The organism is Microbacterium sp. NPDC056234, from assembly GCF_042267585.1.
In the GTDB taxonomy this organism is placed as follows: Bacteria; Actinomycetota; Actinomycetes; order Actinomycetales; family Microbacteriaceae; genus Microbacterium.
On sequence record NZ_JBHJTE010000001.1, the window covers coordinates 308296 to 331510 of the forward strand.

General features: G+C 69.0%; 20 protein-coding genes. 14 read left to right on the forward strand and 6 right to left on the reverse strand.

Going from position 1 to position 23215, the window contains the following annotated elements:
* Positions 1 to 49: 49 nt before the first annotated feature.
* The 3 genes from ACFCYE_RS01495 to ACFCYE_RS01505 form a co-directional block, all read right to left on the reverse strand.
* Positions 50 to 1474 (reverse strand): mechanosensitive ion channel domain-containing protein, encoded by a 1425-nt coding sequence (locus tag ACFCYE_RS01495; RefSeq protein ID WP_376175779.1) that lies wholly within the window; start codon positions 1472 to 1474, stop codon positions 50 to 52.
* Between the two features lies 1 nt (position 1475).
* Positions 1476 to 3629, reverse strand: coding sequence for an adenylate/guanylate cyclase domain-containing protein (locus ACFCYE_RS01500; protein ID WP_376175780.1), 2154 nt, complete (start codon positions 3627 to 3629; stop codon positions 1476 to 1478).
* 101 nt (positions 3630 to 3730) lie between these two features.
* A complete protein-coding gene (locus tag ACFCYE_RS01505; protein WP_376175781.1) occupies positions 3731 to 4387 on the reverse strand; it encodes a GntR family transcriptional regulator in 657 nt (218 codons plus the stop codon).
* Positions 4388 to 4532: 145 nt separating this feature from the next.
* Between ACFCYE_RS01505 and ACFCYE_RS01510 the strand changes: the two genes are divergently transcribed.
* Positions 4533 to 5219 (forward strand): Pr6Pr family membrane protein, encoded by a 687-nt coding sequence (locus ACFCYE_RS01510; RefSeq protein WP_376175782.1) that lies wholly within the window; start codon positions 4533 to 4535, stop codon positions 5217 to 5219.
* A 20-nt stretch (positions 5220 to 5239) separates the two neighbouring features.
* Here ACFCYE_RS01510 and ACFCYE_RS01515 read toward each other — a convergent pair whose 3' ends face one another.
* Positions 5240 to 5896, reverse strand: coding sequence for a response regulator transcription factor (locus tag ACFCYE_RS01515; RefSeq protein WP_376175783.1), 657 nt, complete (start codon positions 5894 to 5896; stop codon positions 5240 to 5242).
* A 1-nt stretch (position 5897) separates the two neighbouring features.
* On the reverse strand, positions 5898 to 7400 hold the full coding sequence (locus ACFCYE_RS01520) for an ATP-binding protein (RefSeq protein ID WP_376175784.1): 1503 nt from the start codon (positions 7398 to 7400) through the stop codon (positions 5898 to 5900).
* A 146-nt stretch (positions 7401 to 7546) separates the two neighbouring features.
* Here ACFCYE_RS01520 and ACFCYE_RS01525 point away from each other — a divergent pair, with 146 nt between their 5' ends.
* The 8 genes from ACFCYE_RS01525 (at position 7547) to ACFCYE_RS01560 (ending at position 14672) form a co-directional block, all read left to right on the forward strand.
* On the forward strand, positions 7547 to 8125 hold the full coding sequence (locus ACFCYE_RS01525) for a hypothetical protein (protein WP_376175785.1): 579 nt from the start codon (positions 7547 to 7549) through the stop codon (positions 8123 to 8125).
* A 220-nt stretch (positions 8126 to 8345) separates the two neighbouring features.
* Positions 8346 to 9482: an AAA family ATPase gene (locus tag ACFCYE_RS01530; protein WP_376175786.1), complete on the forward strand. Its 1137-nt coding sequence runs from the start codon at positions 8346 to 8348 to the stop codon at positions 9480 to 9482.
* Positions 9483 to 9485: 3 nt separating this feature from the next.
* Complete coding sequence (locus ACFCYE_RS01535) at positions 9486 to 10373, forward strand: DUF58 domain-containing protein (protein ID WP_376175787.1); 888 nt, start codon at positions 9486 to 9488, stop codon at positions 10371 to 10373.
* Complete coding sequence (locus ACFCYE_RS01540; RefSeq protein ID WP_376175788.1) at positions 10360 to 10851, forward strand: hypothetical protein; 492 nt, start codon at positions 10360 to 10362, stop codon at positions 10849 to 10851. The genes ACFCYE_RS01535 and ACFCYE_RS01540 overlap by 14 nt, the downstream gene beginning before the upstream one ends.
* Positions 10842 to 11828 carry a VWA domain-containing protein gene (locus tag ACFCYE_RS01545; protein WP_376175789.1) on the forward strand — a complete coding sequence of 329 codons (987 nt, stop codon included), beginning with the start codon at positions 10842 to 10844 and terminating at the stop codon, positions 11826 to 11828. The genes ACFCYE_RS01540 and ACFCYE_RS01545 overlap by 10 nt, the downstream gene beginning before the upstream one ends.
* Positions 11825 to 12829 (forward strand): VWA domain-containing protein, encoded by a 1005-nt coding sequence (locus ACFCYE_RS01550; RefSeq protein WP_376175790.1) that lies wholly within the window; start codon positions 11825 to 11827, stop codon positions 12827 to 12829. Before ACFCYE_RS01545 ends, ACFCYE_RS01550 begins: the two co-directional genes overlap by 4 nt.
* On the forward strand, positions 12826 to 13584 hold the full coding sequence (locus ACFCYE_RS01555; protein ID WP_376175791.1) for a hypothetical protein: 759 nt from the start codon (positions 12826 to 12828) through the stop codon (positions 13582 to 13584). The genes ACFCYE_RS01550 and ACFCYE_RS01555 overlap by 4 nt, the downstream gene beginning before the upstream one ends.
* Complete coding sequence (locus tag ACFCYE_RS01560) at positions 13578 to 14672, forward strand: hypothetical protein (RefSeq protein WP_376175792.1); 1095 nt, start codon at positions 13578 to 13580, stop codon at positions 14670 to 14672. The genes ACFCYE_RS01555 and ACFCYE_RS01560 overlap by 7 nt, the downstream gene beginning before the upstream one ends.
* A 47-nt stretch (positions 14673 to 14719) precedes the next feature.
* Here ACFCYE_RS01560 and ACFCYE_RS01565 read toward each other — a convergent pair whose 3' ends face one another.
* Entirely contained in the window at positions 14720 to 15424 is a 705-nt protein-coding gene (locus tag ACFCYE_RS01565; protein ID WP_376175793.1) for a ZIP family metal transporter, read from the reverse strand.
* A 240-nt stretch (positions 15425 to 15664) separates the two neighbouring features.
* Between ACFCYE_RS01565 and argG the strand changes: the two genes are divergently transcribed.
* The 5 genes from argG to ACFCYE_RS01590 all read left to right on the forward strand — a co-directional run bounded on the left by argG (position 15665) and on the right by ACFCYE_RS01590 (position 23213).
* A complete protein-coding gene (gene argG, locus ACFCYE_RS01570) occupies positions 15665 to 17110 on the forward strand; it encodes an argininosuccinate synthase (protein WP_376175794.1) in 1446 nt (481 codons plus the stop codon).
* Between the two features lie 170 nt (positions 17111 to 17280).
* The gene (locus ACFCYE_RS01575) at positions 17281 to 17901 is read left to right on the forward strand and encodes a TetR/AcrR family transcriptional regulator (RefSeq protein ID WP_376175795.1); all 621 of its coding nucleotides are present in this window, start codon (positions 17281 to 17283) and stop codon (positions 17899 to 17901) included.
* Positions 17898 to 18581 (forward strand): hypothetical protein, encoded by a 684-nt coding sequence (locus ACFCYE_RS01580; protein ID WP_376175796.1) that lies wholly within the window; start codon positions 17898 to 17900, stop codon positions 18579 to 18581. The genes ACFCYE_RS01575 and ACFCYE_RS01580 overlap by 4 nt, the downstream gene beginning before the upstream one ends.
* Entirely contained in the window at positions 18578 to 20431 is a 1854-nt protein-coding gene (locus tag ACFCYE_RS01585; RefSeq protein WP_376175797.1) for a YhgE/Pip family protein, read from the forward strand. Before ACFCYE_RS01580 ends, ACFCYE_RS01585 begins: the two co-directional genes overlap by 4 nt.
* A gap of 124 nt (positions 20432 to 20555) precedes the next feature.
* On the forward strand, positions 20556 to 23213 hold the full coding sequence (locus ACFCYE_RS01590; protein ID WP_376175798.1) for a penicillin acylase family protein: 2658 nt from the start codon (positions 20556 to 20558) through the stop codon (positions 23211 to 23213).
* Positions 23214 to 23215: the final 2 nt, after the last annotated feature.

Sequence of the window (23215 nt, forward strand, 5' to 3'; positions counted from 1 at the left end):
GGCGGCTCCATCCTATCGAAGGGGGACGGACACCCCCTTTTCGCCTACATCAGCGCTCTGAGATGACCCGGCGAGCGATGCCGAGCTCAGCCAGTCGATCCGACGCCAGACGGCGCTTCATCTCGAGCGCCCCGCCGATCTCTGCGGCCAGTCGCGGTCGGCTGCGGATCAGCGCGTCCACGGTCTCCAACGGCACTTCGACCACCGTCAGGATCTCGGAGGCGACCGTCACCGCCTGCGACCGCTCGCGGGTGAGTGCGGTGTGGCCGATGATCTCTCCCGGTTCGGCACTGGCGAATTCGATGCGCGCACCATCGACCTCGAGCGCGAGCGAAGCGCGTCCGGACAACACGACGTTGACCGCTTCGGGGATCACGCCGGAGGGGAGCACGACTTCACCCACTCCGTAGCGGGCCAGCCGGGCGCTGGACGCCAATGACTCGATGTCGTCGTCGCGCAGGTGCAGCGTCGGCGCGATCTCGGCGACCGCCGCACGCACCCGCTCGGGCTCGGCCAGCGGATCCGTGGAGTCGCCATCCAACGCGAACCCGCGCCGCCGCGCCGCGTACCAGAGCCACGAAAGATACATCGAAAGCGCCTGTCCGGCGTCCGACGGACCGGACAGCGGGATCGAGACGCTGTATGCACCACCGCCGCTGTACCCCACGCCGGCCCGCTCCCCGCGTACGCGCATCGGAAGCGCATCGGCGATCTCGATGAGCAATGCCATGACCTCGTGCGGAGGGTCGTCCGTGGAGAACTTCACCTCGGTCGTGGCCGAGTACGGACCTTCGGGCTCGCTCAGGTTCGTGAACGACGCTCCGGACAGGCTGGAGTTCGGCACGATCTGGATGCCGGAACCGGTGTCGATGTGCACTGCACGCCAGTTCACCTCCACGACCCGCCCTCTCACGCCGGCGGCATCGAGCCAGTCACCGATCTTGAACGGCTGTTCGAACAGCAGCAGCAGACCGGAGATCACGCCGCCGACGGCATTCTGCAGCGCCAGTCCGATCACGATCGAGGTCACGCCCAGCGCGGTGATCAGGCCGCCGACGTCGGCCTCCCACACCCAGGAGAAGAGCAGCGCCAGCCCCACGACGACCAGCGCGAGACGGGCGATCTCGACGAAGATCGTCGGAATCCGATCCCGCCACGAACCCGGCTCAGCGTTGGCGAACAACGCGACATTGAACGACGACAGCACGAGCAGGATGACCAGGAAGCCGAACACCGTCGCCACGACCCGCACCCAGACCTGATCGGCCGGTGACTGCATCGCGAACAGCAGCAGCGCGAACAGCGCCCCCGACGGGATCACCCAGTTGCGCAGCAGCCGGAGCGGCCCCGCGACCGGGTTGCCCCGCCGAGCGAAGGCGCCGATGAGCTCCGTGAGCACGACGAGCAGCACCGGAACACCGATCGCGATGGTGATCACCCACCAGGCCCAACCGTTCTGGAACGCCTCGGCCATCTCAGGCCACCTTCCAGACGGTCTCGGTCCGGCCTTGAACTTCGACCGTCCCCGCCTCGACGTAGGTGAAGAGCTCCTGCGTGCGATCGCGCACCGTCTGGCTGACGTAGATCCCCGGGTCGCCGGTGACCGAGCGCACGCGATACGCGAGGCTCACGGCATCCCCCCACAGGTCGTATGCCAGGTTCGTCCGCGCGACGAGTCCACTGGTCACGGTGCCGGTGTCGACGCCGGCCCTGATCGCGATGGACCCGCCGTTCTGCGCGTTGAAGCGCTCGACCGCCTCTCGCAGTCCTCGCGCGAACTCGACGCTGCGGCGCACATTGTCCACGCGTGGGATCGCCAGACCGGATGAGGCGAGATAGCCGCCACGGAGCGTGCGCACCTTCTCGACTCCCGCCCTTTCGGCGGCCTCGTCGAACCCGCGCATCAGCGTGTTCAGCAGGCCGATCTCCTGCTCGGCCGTCAGGTCCCTGGCGAACTCGTCGAACCCGACCAGCTCGGCGAACACGACCGACACGTTCTCGTGCGCTTCCGTGATGGCCTCATCGCCTTGGCGGTACTTGGCCGCGACGCTCTCCGGCATGAGCGTGTGCAGGAGCTTCTCGTTCTCCTTCTGCTGCTCGTCGATGAGGTCCTGCTTGATGCGCAGGCTCGACGCCATGTCGTTGAAGGCGCTGCCGAGATCACCGAACTCATCGCGCGAACCCTGCGGCACCTGGACGTCCAGATCTCCTTCGGCGACGCGATGGACGGCGCCGACCAGTCGATGGATCGGACGCGTGAAGACCTGCGCCAGCGCGAGCGACAGCAGCGACACGGCGAGGATGATGCCGAGCAGCGTCAGCAGCACATTGCGCGTGAAGTCGGCGACGGGCGCGAACGCCTCAGCCGAATCGATGCGGGCGATGATCACCCAGTCGAGGCCCTCGATCTCCAGCGGCGCGTACGCGGTCACACTGTCGCCGCCGTGATAGTCGGTGCCCGTGGTCGTTCCGGTCCGCCCTGCCTGCGCCTCGGCCACCGCGAAGGTGTTGATCGGCTGAAGGAGGACTGTGCCGCCGACGGCGGCGATGCGCTCCGCGACCGACGGCGGTGTCCCCCCGGCGATGGCACGCTGCGCATAGGATTCCGGATCCTCGATCAGACGTCGCGAACTGCTGCGCATCAGATCGTCGAGACCGACGAGGTACACCTCGCCGGTGTCGCCGAGACCCTGGTTCTTCCAGTTCTGGCCCCCGGTCGTGACGTCATTGATGGTGTCGATCGAGATCTGGAAGGCGATGGCCCCGGTGATGCGTTCGTCGTTGCCCACCGGCGAGACCGCCCAGATCGCGGGGACGTTCATCGAAGGAATCCATCGCTCGTAGTCCGTGAGCACCACGGTACTGACGGAGTTGGTGGCGATCGCGTCCGAGTAGGCCTGAGCCAGCTGCGACTCGCGGTACGGTCCGGTCAGGACGTTCGTGCCGAGATCGACTCCTTTGTAGGCGCTGAAGACGACGTCGCCGTCGAGATTCAGCAGCAGGGCATCCTCATAGCCGGCTTCGTTCACCAACCGTGTGAAGTAGTCGCCGTAACGACCGGTCGCCGCAGAGTACGCCGAGCCGTCCCCCGCATCGTTCATGCCGAGCAGCCGATCGTAGTCGGCGTCGAAGTCCTCGTTGCCGATCGTGTAGTGCACTTGCGCGTACTGCCCCGCCGTCGATTCGGGGATGAACGCGCTGTCGCCGTAGTCCTCGTCCGCGCGCCCTTCGAGCGCCGGGATGAACGTGTCGGCGTAGTAGTCCTCCAGTTGCGCCCGCTGCTCGGGAGTGATTTCCTGCTGCGCGAGCTCGTCGAAGGCGGCGTTGATCGCGACCGACATGTTCTGAGCGCTGAGATTACGCGAATTCAGCGATGCGGCCAGTCGCAGGTCAGTGATGGCCTCCGCCACCTCGGCTGCTCGCATCGAACGGATCGTGATGAGCTGATCGACCGCCGAGTCGTGCAACGACTGACGACCGTTCATGAACCCGATCGCCCCCACCACGATCGAAGACACCAGGCTCACGCTGAGCAGCATGATCAGCAGCTTCGATTGGATGCTGAGTCCCCCGCGCGGCCTCAGACGTCGCTTCACGGGCACGCCCGTTGCATCGCTTCCGTCGCTCATGCGCCCTCCGTCGCCCTGCGCCAGTGCCCCTCGGGGCGACTCTAGCGATATACCGGCGGCGCGCGGAACCCCCGCGGAAGAACCGGGCCAGCGCAGCCGTCCTAGCGCTGGATCTCGCTGTGCTGGCTGCGCAGCCACCGCTCGGCTGCGTCCGCGTCACGCGCGAGCATCGCCTCGCGCATCCGACGGTACGACTCCGTACGCGGGTGCAGGTCGAGCTGCGCCCGCCGGAGGTTCCGTTCGAGGAGCGGTGAGGCCTCCGTCATGACGCGAGTGAGCACGGCATTGCCGCAGTGCTGCACGAGGTGCCCGATGAACGCCTGCGCTGCGCGCCTGAGATCCTCGGCGACGTCACGATCGGATGCCTCGATCATGCGGTCGAGAAGAGAGATCGCCTCTGCGAGCTCGGCCTCGTCCATCCGGCGGACGGCGAGCTGCAGCGCGAGGCCCGCCTGCAATCCCGTGTATTCGAGCGTTCCGGCCGCCATCTCGGCAGAAACCTCTGTCACGCGCGTGAACCGGCTCGGCGAAACCTCGATCAGCCCGATCCACGTCAGACGCTGGAGCGCTTCGCGCACGGGGGTGCGCGAGATGCCGAGCGCCTCGGCGATCTCCTTGTCGCTCAGCCGCTCGCCGGGCTCGAGCTGCTCCGCCACGATCGCATCACGAATGACGTCGTAGACGCGGTCGCCCAGCGAGCTCGCGTCATTCCTGTGCACGCGCAGCCGCTCTTCCAGCTTGGCGTCGATCAGTCCCATGTCCTCGGCCTTTCTCCCGCCGCGAACCCCCCAGTTCTCCCCCACCCTACGCGCGCGCCCGCCGATCACGGGCGCGCTTCTGCCATCGCAGCACCGATATATCCACCGATGGCGATGACCGCTACGCTGACGCCGGGAGGCACACATGACCTGGTGGCCGTACGTCCGTCTCGCAGCAGCCGTGCTCGGCGCGGCCGCGATCACCCGGCAGGCCTGGCTCGCCATCGGCAATGCGCTCGCGGCCGACACCGAGTGGGGGTCGCATCTGCCGACGGTCGTGGTGAACTTCTTCAGCTATTTCACCATCCTCTCGAACCTCGTCGCGGTGATCGCGTTGGCGATCGGCGGCATCTGGATGCTGCGCCACCGGCGCAGCACGGACCTCGAACCGGCGTGGCTCGCGACGATCCTGGTCTGCGCGAGCTCGTACATGATCGTCACCGGCATCGTGTACAACATCCTGCTGCGCAACATTCCGCTCGCCGGCCTCTCGGACGTGTGGACCAACGAGACGCTGCACGTCGTGATGCCGCTGGTGATGCTGCTCGACGTCCTCTTCGCCCCACGCCGCCGAGGCCTGCCATGGTCCGCGCTGTGGATCGTCGCCGCGTTCCCGATCGTGTGGGCCGGTTACACGTTGGTGCGCGGCGAACACATCACCTCGCCGCTGTACGGACGTCCCTGGTGGTACCCGTACCCGTTCCTCGATCCGCACCAGGTGCCCGCCGGGTATGTCGGAGTCGCGGGCTACATCCTCGGCATCGCTGCCGTCATCGTCGGTGTGGGCGCGTTCGTGGTGTGGATCGGCCGGCGCCGCGGCATCCGCTCCTGACGAACGGACGCGGACGAACGTCACGGCATCCGATAGCCCATGCCGCGGACCGTCTCGATGCGCTCGGCGCCGAGTTTGCCGCGCAGGTGGCCGATGTAGACGTCGACGACGTTGGACCCGGGATCGAAGTCGTACCCCCAGATGCGACTGAGCAGCACCTCGCGGCTGAGCACCTGGCCCGGATGCCGCACGAACTCCTCTGCGAGCGCGAACTCCCGCGCGGTGAGGTCGATCTCGACGCCGTCGACCCGCGCGCGTCGTGCTGACAGGTCGATCACGAGATCGCCGTGCACGAGCTCGTTGATCGTCGGCGTCCTGGTCTGCCGCATGCGCAGACGGATGCGGGCGAGCAGCTCCTCGAAGCGGAACGGCTTCGCGATGTAGTCGTCCGCGCCGCCCTCGAGACCGGCGACGGTGTCGCGCAGTTCGATGCGCACCGTGAGCATGATGATCGGCAGTTGCGAGCCCGTCCCGCGGAGCTGCTCCAGCACCTCGAATCCGGTCATCTCCGGCATGTTGACATCGAGGACGAGCAGGTCGAATTCATCGGTGAGGGCGAGCTCGAGCGCCTGCCGGCCGTTGTTCGCGACGCGGGTGGCGAAGCCGGCCGCGCGCAGCCCCTTCTCGAGGAAGCCGGCGATGCGCGGTTCGTCGTCGGCGATGAGGATGGAGGGCATCTCACTCGCCTCCCGTCGGTCGCGCCTGCGGATCCAGCGTATCCGCGTCGTCTGCACCGGATGCCGCGGATGGCGAGATCGGGATGTTCAGCGTGAACAGCGCGCCGCCGCCCTCGGCATCCTCGGCCAGCGCCTCGCCGCCGTGCTGCTCCGCGATGAGCTGGACGATGCTGAGTCCGAGGCCGCTGCCGTCCGGGCCTCTGCCACCCTCCTGAAGCCGCTGGAAGCGCTCGAAGATGCGCTGCTTGTCCTCGTCCGGGATGCCGGGGCCGTGGTCCCGGACGCGCAGCAGCAGGCGAGAGCCGACGAGTTCGGAGGAGATCTCGACCGCACCGCCGCCGTGCGTCGCCGCGTTCTGGATGAGCTGCAGCATGGCCTGGGTGATGCGGGCGGCGTCGATCTCGGCATCCGCTTCGGCGATCTCGCCGAGCACGACGTCCGTGTCCGCGATCATCGTCGCCTTCTGCGCGATCGTGCGCAGCAGCGTTCCGGCCGGAACGTGTGCACGTCGCAGTCCTTCGTCATCGAGCAGGACGGCGACGTCGACGAGGTCGCCGACCAGGCGTCCCATGCGCTCGATCTCATCGACCGCGAGCCTGCGGGTGTGCTCGACGTCGATGGGGTCCTTGGCGTCCATGACGTCGAGGTAACCGTGCACGATCGTGAGCGGCGTCTTCAGCTCATGCCCGACGTCCCCGAGCAGCCGCCGCTGCGCGGCCATCGCATCGTCGATGCGGTCGAGCATCCCGTTCATGGTGAGAGCCAGGCCGGAGACATCGTCTCGACCGCGCAGCGGCAGGCGCTCGTCGAGCGACAGCGCCGAGACGCGCTCGGCCATCTCGCGCATCTCGCGCAGCGGTCGCAGAAGCCGCGTGGCGACGAACCAGGACACTGCGGCGATCACGGCCACCGCACCGATCGCGGTGAGCAGGTAGGCGCGGGCCGACAGCTCGAGCCCGCCGAACTCCAGATCGAGGTCGTAGACCATGACGAACAGAGCGTCCGCACCCGGATCCGACGAGACCTCGACGGGAGCCGCGAGGTAGGACCAGTCCTTCCCGCTCTCGCGGTAGGTGCCGGCCACGACGTCTCCACCGGCGGTCTCCTCGACCACCCTGGCGACGAAACCGGTGTCCGCGCTGGGGTCGACGTCTCGCCCGACACCGGGAACGAGCGCGACCTCGCCGTCGATCAAGCCCATCGCGCCGCTCGTCTCGCCGGGGACGAGCACTCTCATGATGCTCGCGAGCGCATCCGAAGCATCCGTCCATCCGCCGTCCGGCGGAGTTCCGACGATCAGACGAGTGGATTCCAGGTCCGCGCGGAGCTGATCCTGCACGCTCTCGATGATGCGATGGCGCTCGACGGCGTAGACGGCCACGCCGACCGCCAGCATGCCCAGCGCTGCGACGAGGGTGATGACGAGTGTCAGCCGTGCCCGCACCGAGAACCCGGCGGCGTCGGAGGAACGCGCGTCGGGTGCGGTCGGCTCGCGCACTGGCATGGGAACCATTGTCGGGGATGCGGATGCCGGAACCCATGCCGATGGATCTAAAAGAGCTTTCATCTTCCTTTACCCCGCGCCTTAGATCCGTCCTTCATCCTGGTATGCGGGACGCGCACCTTCGCGCGGTCTGGGGAGAGGCAACGATGAACAGGAAGACCCTGGTGACGGCTGCCGTCGCCGGTGCGCTCGGCCTGGTCGCGGTGGCCGCCCCTGCCGTGGCCTCCGCGTTCGGTGCATCCGACCGGGAGTCGACCAGCATGATCGTCCCGGGAGGCGTCGTGACCGATGTCGTCACGAGCGACGAGCCGCTGTTCGATCGGAGCACCGCGATCCGCACGGCCGTTCCGGTGCAACCGGCCGCGTCCGCGGTGCCTGTACCGCCGCCGGCCACCCGGGAACCCGCCGAGGAGGACGTCGAGTTCGAGGCGCACAACGCTCCGACGCCCGTCGCACCGACGCCCGTCGCACCGCCGGTGATCGCCCCGGTCGAGGACGACCATCCCGGCGGGAACGGTCGCGGCCGCGACGATCGCGACCGCGACGATGACGGCCCGACGCGCGTCAACCCGGAGCCCCACCGCCCACCCGACGATGCCGGCTTCGTGCCGGATGACCAGCGACGCGATGATGACCGCGGGCATCACGCAGATGACCGGAAGAACCACGACCATCGCCACGGCGATGATGACGACCGTCGCGATGACGACGGACGGAGCCGCTGACCAGGTTCCCCCACAAGCTCGGCGGCCGACGTTCACCCCCTCCCCAACGCGCGAATCCCCCGTTCGCGTGAACGTCGGCCGCCGGACCTCTTCTCTGCGTCGAGCCGCGATCCAGGTCGCGGTCGGCCTCCAGGGCGTCACCGGCCACTGACCCGCGGGCTACGCTGTCTCCCGGGGGACGGCACCGACGTGTCCCCCGGGTGCGAGCGAGGAGACCGAGATGAACCAGCCCTACCCCGCGTCGAACGGCGGCCCGGCGGTCCCTCCGCCCCCGCCCGCCCCGGCTCCGCCGATCAGCAGCGTCCCCACGGCTGCGAGCGCACCGAGCGCACCGACCGCATCGGCGCCGACGACCACCGCAGCATCCGGTCCCCAGACGACGGATGCCGAGCTCTCACGCGCGACCGAGATCCTCCGCATCATCACGGATGCGTACTCGGCGAAGATGGTCGGCCAGGAGCGACTGCGCCTCAGCCTGCTGATCTCCCTCATCGCGGGCGGTCACATCCTGCTCGAGAGCGTCCCCGGTCTTGCGAAGACCACCGCCGCGAGCACCCTCGCCGACACCGTGCGCGCACAGTTCAAGCGCATCCAGTGCACACCGGACCTGCTCCCCAGCGACATCACCGGCAATCAGATCTACGACGCCGCGACCGGATCCTTCCGCACCGTCCTCGGCCCCGTTCACGCGAACTTCGTGCTGCTCGACGAGATCAACCGCTCCAGCGCCAAGACGCAGTCGGCCATGCTCGAAGCGATGCAGGAGCACCAGACCACGATCGGCGGCGAGGTGCACCACCTCCCGCGGCCGTTCCTCGTCATCGCGACGCAGAACCCGATCGAGCAGGAGGGCACCTACGAGCTCCCCGAGGCGCAGATGGACCGCTTCCTCCTCAAGGAGATCGTCGAATACCCCAGCCCCGCCGAGGAGTTCGAGATCCTCAACCGCATCGACTCCGGCGTGCTCGACCCCGACCGCCACGTCGGCAGTGCGGTCTCGCTCGCCGACATCGAGCAGTTGCAGGACATCGCCGGCCGCGTCTACGTGGACGCATCGATCCGCAACTACATCGTCCAGCTCGCCTACGTCACCCGGAATCCGGCGCCGTACATCGGCGAAGAACGCGCGCGACTCATCAAGTACGGCGCGAGCCCTCGAGCATCCATCGCGTTCCTGCAGGCGTCCCGAGCCCTCGCGCTCCTCATGGGGCGTACGCACGTCGTCCCGGAGGACATCCGCACCCTCCGCCACCTGGTCCTGCGCCATCGCGTCCTGCTGACGTTCGAAGCGGATGCCGAGGGCGTGCGCAGCGAGGACATCATCGACCAGATCTTCGCCGCGGTGCCCACCCCGTAACGCATGGCCAGCCTGATCACGCGGGTGAGGGCGAAGCTCTTCATCCACTCGTCGCAGAAGTCGATGCACGCGCTCGACGGCGCCTACGCATCGCTCATGCGCGGGCGCAGCCACGACTTCGAGGACCTGCGCGCCTACGAGTACGGCGATCAGGTGCGCGACATCGACTGGCGCGCGACTGCGAAGCAGGGCACACCGCTGGTCAAGCGGCACCGGGCGCTGCGGATGCACACCGTGATGTTCGTCGTCGACACGGGCCGCGGCATGACGGCGCTCGCGCACGACGAACGCCCGAAGAAGGAACTCGCGATCCTCGCCACCGGAGCCCTCGGCATCCTGTCGCTGCGGCACGGCGATGATTTCACCGTGGTGCACGGCGACGCGTCCGGCATCCGACGGATGGCACCGGCGCGCAGCGAGGGGGCGCTCGAGCACGCCCTCCGCCGCATCGACCACGCCGTCGACACCAGCACGGCGCCGAGCGACCGCGAGGGACTGCTGAGCTACGTCGCCCGGACCATCTCGCGGCGAATGATCCTCGTCGTCGTCACCGACGAGGCCCCGGTGACCGACGAGACCGAACGGCTCCTGCGCCGGCTGCGCGTGCAGCACGACGTGCTGTGGATCGCGCTGCGCGACGCCGACCCGGTCCTCGACCACACCACCGGCCGGGTCCGCGCCGACGTCTACAGCCGCTGGCAGGTGCCGGACTTCGTGCAGGGCGACGAGGCGATCGTCCGCGAGCTCACGGCGCTCGCCGCCGCCGACGCCGCCCGGCGCGACGAGCTGCTCGACAAACTCGAGATCAGCCGCGTCGACCTGGACACGCAGGACGACGCGGTCACGGCGCTGCTGCGCATGCTGAACCGGAGGGCCAATGTCCGGTTCTGACGAGCTCTATCCCCCGGCGCAGTACGGCTGGGGCTGGATGCTGCTCGCCCTCGGCATCCTGGCTCTCCTGATCCTGGCCGCCTGGATCGTCGTCGTCCTCACCCGCCCGAAGCGACGGCTGGAGCTCGCGGGAGCCGCACCGCTGGGTCCGACGCGGACCGACGAGGTGCTCGCGGTGCTGCGCACCGAGTACCTGCAGCACATCGATCGGATCGAGGCGTCCTACGCGAACGGCGAGATCGATGCCAAGCGCGCCAATCTCGAGCTCAGCCGCACCGTGCGCGCGTTCGTCAACGAGTACAGCGGCGTCGAAGCACCGGTGCTCGCCCTCGACGACCTCATCGCGCTGGGCGTCCACCCCGCGCTCATCGACGCGCTGCACCGGCACTACTACCCGAGCGTCTTCCGCCGCGGACCGGCCATCGACCCGGCCGCCGGGGTGTCCGCCGCCCGAACGGTGGTGACGGCATGGAACTAGCGAACATCTGGATGCTCGTCGGCGCCGTCTTCGCGGTACTCATCGCCGTCGGCATCGGCCTTCTCTTGGGGCTCCGCCGTCGCAGAGCGGATGCCGCGGCAGACGCCGCCCCGATCGCACGTGCCGAGCGATTGCGCGCACTGGGATCGTTCCGGCAGGCGGTGCGCCGGCGTGCCCTCGCGCTCGGGGGACTGCTGGCCCTCGCCTCGGTGACCGTGCTGCTGTCAGGTGTCGTGGCCGCCCGCCCGATGTCGTCGCAGACGATCCAGCCGGTGAACACGAGCAGGGACATCATGCTCTGCCTGGACGTCTCCGGTTCCATGACCGACGTCGACATCGAGGTGCTGACCGTCTTCGACGAGCTGCTGGACGGCTTCGAGGGCGAGCGCATCGGTCTTGTCATCTTCAACAGCTCGGCCGTGCAGATCTTCCCCCTGACCGACGACTACGACTTCGTTCGAGAGCACCTGCAGCGCATCAACGAGAGCTTCGAGTACGCCGAGGAGATCCCCGAGCACTGGGTCGGCACCCTGAACGGTCCTGGCGCCTCGCTCATCGGCGACGGACTCGCGTCATGCGCCATGGGATTCGACCACGAGGGCGACGACCGCAGCCGATCGGTCGTCCTGGCCACGGACAACGAGGTCAACGGCGCGTCGATCGTGACGCTGGAGGAGGCGGCGGCGTACGCGGCATCCAAGCAGATCCGGGTGTTCGCGCTGAACCCGGTCGAGGGCAAGGACACCGAACCGAGCGAGGAGCTGATCGCTGCGGCCGAGGCGACCGGCGGCGCAGCCTTCGGCCTGCGCGAGACGACCACGGTCGCCGACATCGTCGCGCAGGTGCAGGAGGAGGAGGCCACCGAACTCCGAGGGCAGGCGCAGGTGGTGCGGAGCGACGATCCGAACCTGTGGATCGTCCTGCTGGTGCTGCCAGTGCTCGGCCTCATCGTGGTGCTGTGGAGGGTGCGACTGTGATCTTCCAACCCGTTCTGAATCCCTGGCTCATCGCACTGATCGGTCTGCCGCTGGTCGCGCTGACCGTGTTCTGCCTGATCAAGGCACCGGGCGCCCGCGGACGGATGCTCTGGGTTCTCCGTCTCGCGCTCGTCCTGGCGTGCTGCGCGCTGCTGCTGCGCCCCGGCATCCCCGGCGGGACGAGCCAGACGCTCGCGACCGACACCGACATCGTCCTGGTCGTCGACACGACGGCCAGCATCGTCGCCGAGGACTGGGACGGCGAGCGGCCTCGCCTGGAAGGCGTCCGTGCGGACGTGCAGTCGATCATCGACGAGTACCCGGGCGCCCGCTTCGCGCTGGTCACGTTCGATGCCACCGCCGACCTGCGGATGCCGCTGACCACCGACACCACGGCTCTCGCCTCGGCGATGGAGGTCCTGCGCCCAGAGGTCACCGCGCAGTCGCAGGGCTCATCGATCGGCATCGCGAGCGCGCTGGTGTCCGAGACGCTCCGGAGCGCTGCGGAGACGTCTCCCGATCGCTCGCGGATGGTGTTCTACTTCGGCGACGGCGAGCAGACGGTGGCCAGCGAACCGGAGTCGTTCGCGGCGAGCGCCGAGTACACCGACGGCGGAGCCGTGCTCGGCTACGGCACGACCGAGGGCGGGCCGATGCGGGACACGTCCCTCGGCGACTCGGGTGGCTCGTACATCCAGTACCAGGGCGCTGACGCGCTGTCGGTGATCGACGAGACGAATCTGCAGGCGATCGCGGACGATTTCGGTGTCCCGTACCAGCACCGGACAGCGGATGCCGCGGTCGAGCTCCCCGAGGCGCCGACGACGACCACGAACTATGCGGAGTCCGGTGAGGTCGGCAACGTGATCGAGCTCTACTGGATCGCCGCGGTCGTCACGGCCCTGCTGCTCGCGATCGAACTCGCCGTGGCGACCGCACGCGTCGCCCGGCTGCGGGGGCTGTCCACCCCGCCCTCTCGGCGCGCGGGAGGTGACCGATGACCGCTCCCGCACCGAGTACGGCCGAGGCCGCGGCCGCGCTGCTCGCCGCGAACCGACGGCGGCGCAGCATCCGGAGATGGATCGCGATCGGGACGCTCCCGCTGACCGTGGCCGCACTGCTGTTCACCGGCAAGCTGCTGAGCATGTACGCGTTCGCGCACCAGTCGATCACCTCTTACGTCGTGGGCGACTACGAGGGGACGATCCGCGCCGGCGAAGGGCAGGAGTTCCTGAACTGGTTCGAGCCGTACAAGGCGCCGTTCAACGTCGGGGTCGGGCTCGCCGCCTCGATGCAGCTGCCGGAGGCCCGCGCGAAGTTCGAGGAGGCCCTGCCCCTCGCGCACGGCCTCGAGGTCTGCGGAGTCCGTGTGAATCTCGCGCTCGTGATCGAGCAGATGGGCGATGCGGCGCGCGACGAGGGCGACGGCCCGGGCGCGGCAGCGCTGTACGCCGAAGCGCTCACCGTGACGCTGGAGACGCCGCCGGAGTGCGGGGAGCCGGAGGCCGACGAGCAGTCCTCCGATCCGGAGCGCAGCATGGGCGACACCATCGACGAGCTCGAGGATCGACTCAAGCAGAAGCAGCAGGAGCAGCAGAGCGGCGAGCGCGAGGAGCCGCAGGAGCAGCCCGAGCAGGAAGGGCCGAGCGACGATCAGCTCGGCGACCTCGAGGACCGGCTGAATCAGGGCCGCGAGGAGCGCCAGGAGAACGAGGACGGCGACGGTTCTGGTTCGGGGACGGACAGGCCATGGTAGATCCCGAAGAACAGCGCGCCCGCTACGTCACGAACTCCGACGGGGCGCCGCCGCTGCCGCCTCCCGGCGGCTACCGCGGAGCGCGTCGCACGCCGGACCCCGGTGCGATCGCGGCGCAGAACGCGGTGGCGACGATCGAGACGCCGAAGCAGCCGGCGAACGCCGTGGGGTGGATCGCACTCGTCTCCGGCATCCTGTTCGCCGTGATCCTGCTCGGCACATTCCTCGCCGGCGGAACGGACACGATCTACGGCGTCACGATGCTCGCCCTGCAGCTGATCGTCCTGGGCGTCGCGGTCGCCGCGCTCATCACGCGGCGAGGGCGCAGCCTCGGCGCCGTCGCCCTGTCGATCGCCCTGCTGTTCAACACCGCCACCGTCGGTGCGATGGGAGCCGTGCAGACCTCGGCATCGGGCAGCTACGAGGGCCGGAAGACCGAGGAGCAGAAGCACGCCGAGGCCTACCCCGGTGTCAAGGGCACCTCGAACTCGGACGTTCTGGCGCAGCCGTCGCTCGAGCAGGTGCGGGAGTCGTCGGATGCCGCACTGGCCGAGATCAAGGACCGCCTCAGCGAGGAGTTCGGGTACACCTGGGCCAAGGCGGGAGACGAGGACCTCCGGCCGGAACGCAACGGGTACGGCGGCGAGTCCATGCTCGTGCAGTACACCTCGCAGAAGTGGGGCACGAACGAGCCCGTGCAGGACTACGATCGCAAGCTCGAGGTCATGGATGTGATCGACGAGGTGCTGGCCGCGCATGACATGTGGGGGATCATCTCCCTGAACGACGCGTCCTCCGGGCTCGACGAATCCATGCTGGAGAAGCTCTACGGGTCGGCCGACCCCCGCACGCAGGACGTGTGGGAGTGGTACAGCGACGACTACCCCGGCCCTCGCCGGTTCTACGCGACGATCTACGACACCTCGCACGACGAGACCGGCGACTTCACGGCATCCCGCGAGGCGCAGGCGGCTCGCACGGGCGAGCCGGTGGAAGGGCTGCAGATCATGTTCCTCGCACCCGAGCTGCTCAGCGACGCCGACCGGGCAGAGTTCGAGCAGAGGATCGAGGAGTATCCGGGGTACTGAGGCCGGGTCGGGCGGGTTGCCCCGCACGGATGCCGGAAGCCCCCGGATCAGTTCGCCAGGGACAGCCCAGCGGCGACGGCGAACCCGAGCACCGTGGCGAGACCGGTGACGTCCTTCGCCTTGGATTGCGCGTCCGGGACCATCGAGTCCACGAGCATCACGAGCAGAGCACCCGCCGCGAATCCGCTGGCTGCCGCGCGGAACTCCGCCGTCACGGCATCCGCCACGGCGAAGCCCGCGACGGTCGCGAGCGCGCAGCTCACGGCGACGATGCCCCACAGCCCGAGCACATGGGAGCGCTTCATGCCTCCCTGGAGAAGATCGGATGCCGAGCCGATCGACTCCGGCAGGTTGGAGACGAGGATCGCGATGACGAGCGCGACGCTCACTCCCTCACCCGACGCGAGTCCGATGCCGAGCACGAGCTGTTCGGGGATGCCGTCGAGCAACGCGCCGACCGCGAGCGGAGCGCCCTGCGATCCCGCCGATGCCGTCGCCCGCTTCTCGACGATGCGGTTGGCGGCGTAGTAGCCGACCGCACCGACCGCGACGCCGATCGCCAGTGGAAGGGGACCGCCGAGATCGAGCCCCTCTTCCCACAGCTCGAACGCGATCGATGCCATCAGCGCACCGGCACCGAACCCCAGGACGATGCCGAGCCATTTCGGCGACCACGGTCGCAGCGTGGCCAGCACGGCGCCGACGATCAGCGGCGCCGCCGCCACCGAGCCCCACAGGATCGCCTCGCCCATGTCGCACCTCCGAGGATCACTCTGGTGCGAAATTCCGGACGGGTCGAGCCCCGGACGGCGTGTCACCCGGGATCCGTCGGCCGGCACGCAGGCGGATGCCGTGGCCCCCGGGATTCGGCACGCGACCGAGCTGTCAGCGGGTCGAGCAGGTGTCCGTGGACCACGACCGCACGCACGGGGGACGCGGTGCGCACGCCCCCACGGCAGGGCGACACGCCGCGCGCCGATAGACTGGGAGCCATGTCCAAGGTCCTTCAGTCCCTCCCCGTCGGCGAGCGCGTCGGCATCGCCTTCTCCGGAGGCCTTGACACCTCCGTCGCCGTCGCCTGGATGCGCGACAAGGGCGCAGTCCCCTACACGTACACGGGCGACCTCGGGCAGTACGACGAGGACGACATCGAGTCGATCCCCGGCCGTGCACTCGAGTACGGAGCCGAGAAGTCGCGCCTGATCGACTGCAAGACCGCCCTGGTCGAAGAAGGACTCGTCGCCCTCGCGTGCGGCGCCTTCCACATCCGCTCCGGCGGCAAGACGTACTTCAACACGACGCCGCTGGGCCGCGCCGTCACCGGGACGCTGCTGGTGCGCGCGATGAAGGAGGACGGCGTCGACATCTGGGGCGACGGCTCGACCTACAAGGGCAACGACATCGAGCGGTTCTATCGCTACGGCCTGCTGGCGAACCCGCGTCTTCGGATCTACAAGCCCTGGCTGGATGCCGACTTCGTCACCGAGCTCGGCGGACGCAAGGAGATGAGCGACTGGCTCGTCGCCCACGACTTCCCGTACCGGGACTCCGCCGAGAAGGCGTACTCCACGGACGCCAACATCTGGGGCGCCACCCACGAGGCCAAGACACTCGAGCACCTCGACGTTTCGCTCGAGACCGTCGACCCGATCATGGGCGTGAAGTTCTGGGATCCGTCCGTCGCGATCGAGACCGAGGACGTCACCGTGACGTTCGAGCGCGGCCGTCCCGTCGCGATCAACGGCGTCGAGTACTCCGACCCGGTGGCGCTCGTCGATGAGGCCAACAGGATCGGCGGACGCCACGGCCTCGGCATGAGCGACCAGATCGAGAACCGCATCATCGAGGCGAAGTCCCGCGGCATCTATGAAGCCCCGGCGATGGCGCTGCTGTTCATCACGTACGAGCGCCTGGTCAACGGCATCCTGAACGAGGACACCCTCGCGACCTACCACGAGCAGGGCCGGCGCCTGGGCCGCCTGATGTACGAGGGCCGCTGGCTCGAGCCGCAGTCGCTCATGCTGCGCGAGTCCATCCAGCGCTGGGTCGGTTCGACCATCACCGGCTCGGTCACTGTTCGTCTGCGCCGCGGTGACGACTGGACGATCGTCGACACCGTCTCACCGAACCTGTCGTACTCCCCCGAGAAGCTCTCGATGGAGCGCGTCGGCGACGCCGCCTTCGGTCCGGTCGACCGCATCGGCCAGCTCACCATGCGCAACCTCGACATCGCCGACTCGCGCTCGCGCCTCGAGCAGTACGCGGGCCTCGGCCTCGTCGGCGGCGCCACGGGCGAGCTCGTCGGCCGCGTCACGGCCGGCGAGGCGAACGAGATCACGGATTCGGTGCACGGCTCGGTCTCCGAGGCCGATGAGGCTCTCACGGATGCCGTCGACGTCGCGTCCGAGGGCGCGGCCTTCGACTCCGGCACCGACTGACGCCGCCCGCGCTCCGTTCCGGGGGCTGACACGCCACTTGTCGGACCGTTTCGACGGTTCGGTCCGACATCTGGCGTGTCGGCCCCCGTTCTGTACGTGCGGCGCGGCGGATGCTGTGAGTCCACCGAGTTATCTTGCACACGAGTGTGCACAATAACTAGCATGGAGTCATGACCACCCGTGCACCCCGCCGCGACGCCGTCGAGAACCGCGCCGGAATCCTGGACGCGGCCCGCCAGACCCTGGCGAACCACCCCCACGCCTCCGTCGATGTCATCGCTCGCAGCGCCGGCCTCTCGCGCCGCACCCTCTACGGCCACTTCGAGGACCGCGACGCGCTGATCCGCGAGCTGATCGCCAACGGCGCCCAGCGCTTCAACGCCATCGCCGCGTCCGTCGACGACGCCGATGCCCGCATCGCCCTCGCCCGCCTCGCGTCCCGTCTGTGGCAGGAGGCCGCGCATGTGCAGGTCGCCGCCGCGCTGGCCCTCGACGAGGCGCACGTCGCCGACACCGCCGAGGCGCTCGCCCCGCTGCGCCGCACCGTCGCAGCGCTCGTGCGCCGCGGTCAGGAGGACGGCAGCTTCCGCACGGACCTCGCCGCCCCCACCGTCGGTCGCCTCATCGAGGAGATGGCGCGCACCGTCGTCTCCCGAACGGATGCCGCCACCACCGGAGCCGAGAACCTGGCGGTGCGGTCGGTGCTGAGCATCGCCGGTCTCTCCTGGCGCGAAGCCGATGACCTGCTCGCCGCACATCCCGAGATCGCAGGCCGGGAGGCGGCGGAGTGAGAGTCGCCCTGCACGAGGTGAGCAAGGGACGCGGAGGCCAGGCGCTTGCGTCGACGAGCCTCGAGTTCCACAGCGGGGCTGTGCGCTACGCCCTCGCCGAGACCGAGCAGCGTCCGACGGTGCTCGGACTGATCGCGAGCGGACGGATGAAGCCCGAGACCGGTCGCGTCACGATCGACGGCGTCGCGAACGCGAAGGCGCTGCGCCGGACGGTCGCGCTCGTCGACGCACCCGATGTCAGCGACCCGCACCCCGACATCGCCCTGGCCGGCGTGGTCGGCGAGGAGCTCATGTTCGCCGGAAACCCGGCGACGCCGCTGCACGCCCGCCGCTGGCTCGCCCAGCTGGGCTACGACGACATCGCCGCCGCCCCCATCGGCACGGTGGATCCGGCCGCACGGGTGCGGATCCTGTGCGAACTCGCCGTGCTGCGGGAGGGCGTCGAGGCGATCGTGCTGGTCTCCCCCGATCGGCACGGCGGCAGCCCGGACGGCTGGTGGCGGATCGCCGGCGAATTCGCCGACCGCGGTCTCGCGATGCTCGTGATCCTCGGAGGTTCGGCCGCCGTCGCCCTGGAGCGGATGCAGGAGCTCGGCGCGGTCAACGCCTCAGGTCCGATCGAGCCACTGGTCCTCCCGGCGGCCGACGACGCAGATGGCGACGAGGAGGCCGCACGATGAAGGTCCCCGCCATGATCGCCGCCGAGCTGCGACGACTGACCGCCAGCAAGATGGGCGTCGTCGCGCTGCTGGCGCTGATGTGCGTGCCGATCCTCTACGGCGGCCTCTACCTGTGGGCCAACCAGGACCCGTACGGAAAATTCTCCGAGGTTCCGGTGGCGCTGGTCGTCGAGGACACCGGATCGGGCACCGCCGACGAGCCGGCCAACTACGGCCACGACGTCGCAGAGAATCTCATCGAGGGAAACGCCTTCGACTGGCAGGAGATGAGCGCGGAGGAGGCCGCGCAAGCCCTGCACGACGGCGACGTGGACTTCACGGTCAGGATCCCGGCTGATTTCTCCGAGGCGCTCACCTCGGCATCCGGAACCGACCCGCACCGGGCGCGGATCGAGCTGGAGACGAACGACGCCAACAACTACCTCGCGTCTTCCATGGGCACGCAGGCGGTGGAGAAGATCCGCAGCTCGGTGGCCGAGATGGTCGGCAGCGAGGCAGCCGAGAAGCTCCTCACCGGGCTCAGCGATGTCCGGGACGGCATGATCACGGCGACCGACGGAGCCACACAACTGGTCGACGGGTCCGCCTCTGCGGCATCCGGCAGTTCCGCCCTCGCCGACGGCACGGCCCAGCTCGCCGACGGCACCGCGCAGTTGGCGGCCGGCGCAGGCACCCTGTCCGCGGGCGCTGCGACGCTCGCCGACGGCGCCCGGCAGGTCAGCGACGGCAACCGCCAGCTCGCCGACGCCGCCGACCGTGCCGGCTCGGCCGTCCAGGAGGCCGCGGACGCGCTTCCCCAGGCACGCGCCGACATCCAGACCATGCTGAGCGATCAGGGGCTGGCGCAGGACCAGATCGATCAGGTGCTCGACCGACTCGACCCGCTCACGCAGCGCCTGCAGGACGGCAACGCCACGGTGCAGTCCGCGGTCGACAAGGTCGATCAGCTCGCCGCCGGATCCGCCTCGGTCGCAGCCGGAGCCTCCGAGCTCGCCGCCGGCGCATCGACACTCGCCACCGGCGCCGGCACCGTCGCCACCGGAGCGGCATCAGCGAACGACGGAGCCGCCCAGCTGCGCGACGGGCTGTCGACGCTCGCGTCCGGCACCGTCGAGCTGCGCGACGGACTGCAGGACGGCGTCGACGAGATCCCGGCATCCACTCCTGAGCTGCGCACGGCGCAGGCCGACACGATCGCCGACCCGGTCGCCGTGTCCAGCGACAAGGTCGCCTCCGCCGAAGACTACGGCGCAGGGCTCGCGCCGTTCTTCGCCGCTCTGGCCGCCTGGATCGGGATCTACGCCCTGTTCCTCATCGTCAAGCCGATCTCCCGCCGTGCCGTCACGGCGCTGCACTCACCGATCCGCGTGACGCTGGCCGGCTGGCTCACCCCCGCCGCCCTCGGTGCATTGCAGATGGTCGGGCTGATGGGCATCCTGTCGATCACGCTCGGATTCCGTTTCGACAACCTGTTCGGCACGCTCGGGGTGCTGGTCTTCGCCTCCGCGACGTTCGCGGCGATCATCCTCGCCCTCAACGTCTGGCTGGGCTCGGTCGGTCAGTTCCTCGGTCTCGTGCTGATGGTGATGCAGCTGGTCACCGCCGGCGGGACGTTCCCCTGGCAGACGCTTCCGGCACCGTTGGCCGCCCTGCACCACGTCCTCCCACTCGGATACGTCGTCGACGCCATGCGCCAGCTGATGTACGGCGGAAACCTCGCCCGCGCCGGCTGGGATCTCGCGGTGCTCGCGATCTGGCTCATCGCCGCACTCCTGCTCGCGATGATCGGTGTCACGCGGATGACGCACCGCCGCACGCTGCGCGACCTGCAGCCGAGCCTGATCGGCTGACGATCTCCGACTCTGTGGGAGGGCTCCCGCCGGGTTAGGATGCCGGGGTGCACGTGACCCGACACGCGCACCCCGATCCGGTGAAACCGGGTCCCACAGCTCTACCCAGAAGGAACCCCTGACGATGACGACAGACGAGGCCACCCCTTCGGCACCACGCCGTTCGGTCGGGCGACGCATCGGCACCATCCTGCTCGCCGTGATCGCCGCCGTGGTCGTGATCGCCGTGGCCGCCGGTTTCTTCCTCGCGTGGACGATCGGACGCTCCTTCCCTCAGACCTCCGGCCATGTGGAGCTCGACGGCCTCGAGGCGCAGGTGACCGTGCAGCGCGATGCCTCCGGCATCCCGACCATCACGGCCGACAGCTCCGGCGACCTCTTCCACGCCCAGGGGTTCGTGCATGCGCAGGACCGATTCTTCGAGATGGACTTCCGCCGGCACGTGACCAGCGGACGGGTGGCCGAGATGTTCGGCGAGTCCCAGGTCGCGACCGACATGTTCCTGCGCACCCTCGGCTGGCGCGATGTCGCCGAGGAAGAGGTCGCGGCGATGGACGAGACCACCCTGGGCTACTACCAGGCCTATGCGGACGGCGTGAACGCGTATCTCGCGACGCGCAGCGGCGCCGACCTCAGCCTCGAGTACGCGGTGCTCGGCATCCAGAATCCGGACTACGAGGTCGAACCGTGGGAGCCGGCGGACTCCGTCGCCTGGCTGAAGGCCATGGCCTGGGATCTCCGCACCAACATCGAGGACGAGGCCGAGCGCGCGATCCTGGCATCCCAGCTGGGTGCCGACGGCACGGATGCCGCGACGACGCAGGCCCTGCTCGAGCAGCTGTATCCCGCGTATCCGTTCGAGCAGAACCCGGTCATCGTCCCGAAGATCTCCACGGTCCCGGCACTCGGCACCGAGACGACGGCCGAGCCTGCCGCGTACACCGCCCCCACGGACGACGAAGCCGCCGCGCAAGCGGCCATGACGACCGTGGACTGGCAGGAGGCGGACTCCGTCATCGAAGCCGCAAGCCTGCTGATCGGCGACGTGGGCGAGGGAATCGGGTCGAACTCGTGGGTCGTCTCCGGTGCGCTGACCGAATCGGGCATGCCGCTGCTCTCCAACGACCCGCACCTCGGGGCCTCGTTGCCGAGCGTCTGGTATCAGGTGCAGCTGAAGTGCTCCGAGGTCACCGAGGAGTGCCCGTTCGACGTGGGCGGCTTCTCCTTCTCGGGGCTCCCCGGCATCGTGATCGGGCACAACGCCCAGGTCGCGTGGGGATTCACGAACCTCACCACCGACGTCACCGACCTCTACGTCGAGCGCGTCGACGGCGAGTCGTACTGGCGCGATGGGCAACTGGTGCCGCTGGAGGTCCGTGAGGAGACGATCAAGGTCGCCGGCGCGTCCGACATCCCGCTGACGATCCGCGAGACCGTGCACGGCCCGATCATCTCCGGATTGACCGACGATGCCTCGGCGATCGCCGACGATCCCGTGGTCGGCACCGGCGGCACCGTGCTCCCACTGGCGGGGGCGCCGGAGGTCCCGGAGGGCGAGTACGCGATCAGCCTGCGCTGGACGGCACTGGATGCCGGGACGACGGCGACCGCGATCTTCGCGTTGGCCACGGCACAGGACTTCGATGACTTCCGCTACGCCGCCTCCCTGTTCGACGTGCCGGCGCAGAACCTCATCTACGCGGATGTCGACGGCAACATCGGCTATCAGACGCCGGGCAGCCTGCCGACGCGGGGTGCGGGCGACGGCTGGCTGCCGCAGCCCGGCTGGGACAGCGCGTACGACTGGACCGGGTACATCCCGTTCGAAGAGCTCCCCGTGGCGTACAACCCGAGTTCGGGCTACATCGTCACGGCGAACAACGCGATCGTCACGGACGACTATGCCCACTTCCTGTCACGGGACTGGGATTACGGATACCGCGCCGCGCGCATCGCGCACATGATCGAGCGGCGGGCGGCGGCAGCGCCGCTCACCGCGCAGGACATGCGTCAGATCCAGATGGACAACGAGATGTGGATCGGCAAGCAGCTGGCGACCGCGCTGGGCGGCATCGAGGTCGACGGCAAGGGGCCGGAGCAGGCCGTCGCTCTGCTGCGCGGCTGGGATGCCCAGAACAGCGCCTCCTCGGCGGCTGCCGCCTATGCCAACGTGCTGTGGTCGAACCTGGCGCAGAACATCTTCGCGAACCGCGAGTCCCCGCTGCCGCTGGGCAGCCAGAGCCGACTGTTCACGGTGGTCGGGGGGATGCTCGATGACCCGGAGGACCCGCTGTGGGTCAATGAGGCGATCGACGTGGACGGCAAGGACGCGATGCTGAAGCTCTCGGCGGAGCAGGCCTACGACGAGCTGGCTGGCCTGCAGGGCGAGACGCCGTCGCGCTGGAGCTGGGGAGGTCTGCACGCCCTCAGCCTGGTCAGCGACACCTTCGGTTCATCGGGGATCGCGCCGATCGAGTGGCTGTTCAACCGCGGGCCGTACACGGTCGGCGGCGGCGCATCGATCGTGAACGCCACAGGATGGGAGCTCGGCGAGTCGTACGCGACGACGACCGTTCCGTCGATGCGGATGGTCGTGGACATGTCGGATCTCGACGCGTCCAGCTGGATCCACCTCACCGGCGCCTCAGGCCATGCGTTCGACGATCACTACACGGATCAGACCGAGGACTGGGCGGCCGGCGTGCAGCGCAGGTGGGCGTTCTCGGCGGATGCCGTGGACGCCGCGACCGTCGAGACGCTGGTGCTGCGGCCGACCGGCTGAGG

Excerpts from the sequence above, each read along its gene's own strand:
- ACFCYE_RS01495 (WP_376175779.1), bottom strand. The coding sequence starts at position 1,474 with ATGGCCGAGGCGTTCCAGAACGGTTGGGCCTGGTGGGTGATCACCATC.
- ACFCYE_RS01500 (WP_376175780.1), bottom strand. The coding sequence starts at position 3,629 with ATGAGCGACGGAAGCGATGCAACGGGCGTGCCCGTGAAGCGACGTCTG.
- ACFCYE_RS01505 (WP_376175781.1), bottom strand. The coding sequence starts at position 4,387 with ATGGGACTGATCGACGCCAAGCTGGAAGAGCGGCTGCGCGTGCACAGG.
- ACFCYE_RS01510 (WP_376175782.1), top strand. The coding sequence starts at position 4,533 with ATGACCTGGTGGCCGTACGTCCGTCTCGCAGCAGCCGTGCTCGGCGCG.
- ACFCYE_RS01515 (WP_376175783.1), bottom strand. The coding sequence starts at position 5,896 with ATGCCCTCCATCCTCATCGCCGACGACGAACCGCGCATCGCCGGCTTC.
- ACFCYE_RS01520 (WP_376175784.1), bottom strand. The coding sequence starts at position 7,400 with ATGCCAGTGCGCGAGCCGACCGCACCCGACGCGCGTTCCTCCGACGCC.
- ACFCYE_RS01525 (WP_376175785.1), top strand. The coding sequence starts at position 7,547 with ATGAACAGGAAGACCCTGGTGACGGCTGCCGTCGCCGGTGCGCTCGGC.
- ACFCYE_RS01530 (WP_376175786.1), top strand. The coding sequence starts at position 8,346 with ATGAACCAGCCCTACCCCGCGTCGAACGGCGGCCCGGCGGTCCCTCCG.
- ACFCYE_RS01535 (WP_376175787.1), top strand. The coding sequence starts at position 9,486 with ATGGCCAGCCTGATCACGCGGGTGAGGGCGAAGCTCTTCATCCACTCG.
- ACFCYE_RS01540 (WP_376175788.1), top strand. The coding sequence starts at position 10,360 with ATGTCCGGTTCTGACGAGCTCTATCCCCCGGCGCAGTACGGCTGGGGC.
- ACFCYE_RS01545 (WP_376175789.1), top strand. The coding sequence starts at position 10,842 with ATGGAACTAGCGAACATCTGGATGCTCGTCGGCGCCGTCTTCGCGGTA.
- ACFCYE_RS01555 (WP_376175791.1), top strand. The coding sequence starts at position 12,826 with ATGACCGCTCCCGCACCGAGTACGGCCGAGGCCGCGGCCGCGCTGCTC.
- ACFCYE_RS01560 (WP_376175792.1), top strand. The coding sequence starts at position 13,578 with ATGGTAGATCCCGAAGAACAGCGCGCCCGCTACGTCACGAACTCCGAC.
- ACFCYE_RS01565 (WP_376175793.1), bottom strand. The coding sequence starts at position 15,424 with ATGGGCGAGGCGATCCTGTGGGGCTCGGTGGCGGCGGCGCCGCTGATC.
- argG (WP_376175794.1), top strand. The coding sequence starts at position 15,665 with ATGTCCAAGGTCCTTCAGTCCCTCCCCGTCGGCGAGCGCGTCGGCATC.
- ACFCYE_RS01575 (WP_376175795.1), top strand. The coding sequence starts at position 17,281 with ATGACCACCCGTGCACCCCGCCGCGACGCCGTCGAGAACCGCGCCGGA.
- ACFCYE_RS01585 (WP_376175797.1), top strand. The coding sequence starts at position 18,578 with ATGAAGGTCCCCGCCATGATCGCCGCCGAGCTGCGACGACTGACCGCC.
- ACFCYE_RS01590 (WP_376175798.1), top strand. The coding sequence starts at position 20,556 with ATGACGACAGACGAGGCCACCCCTTCGGCACCACGCCGTTCGGTCGGG.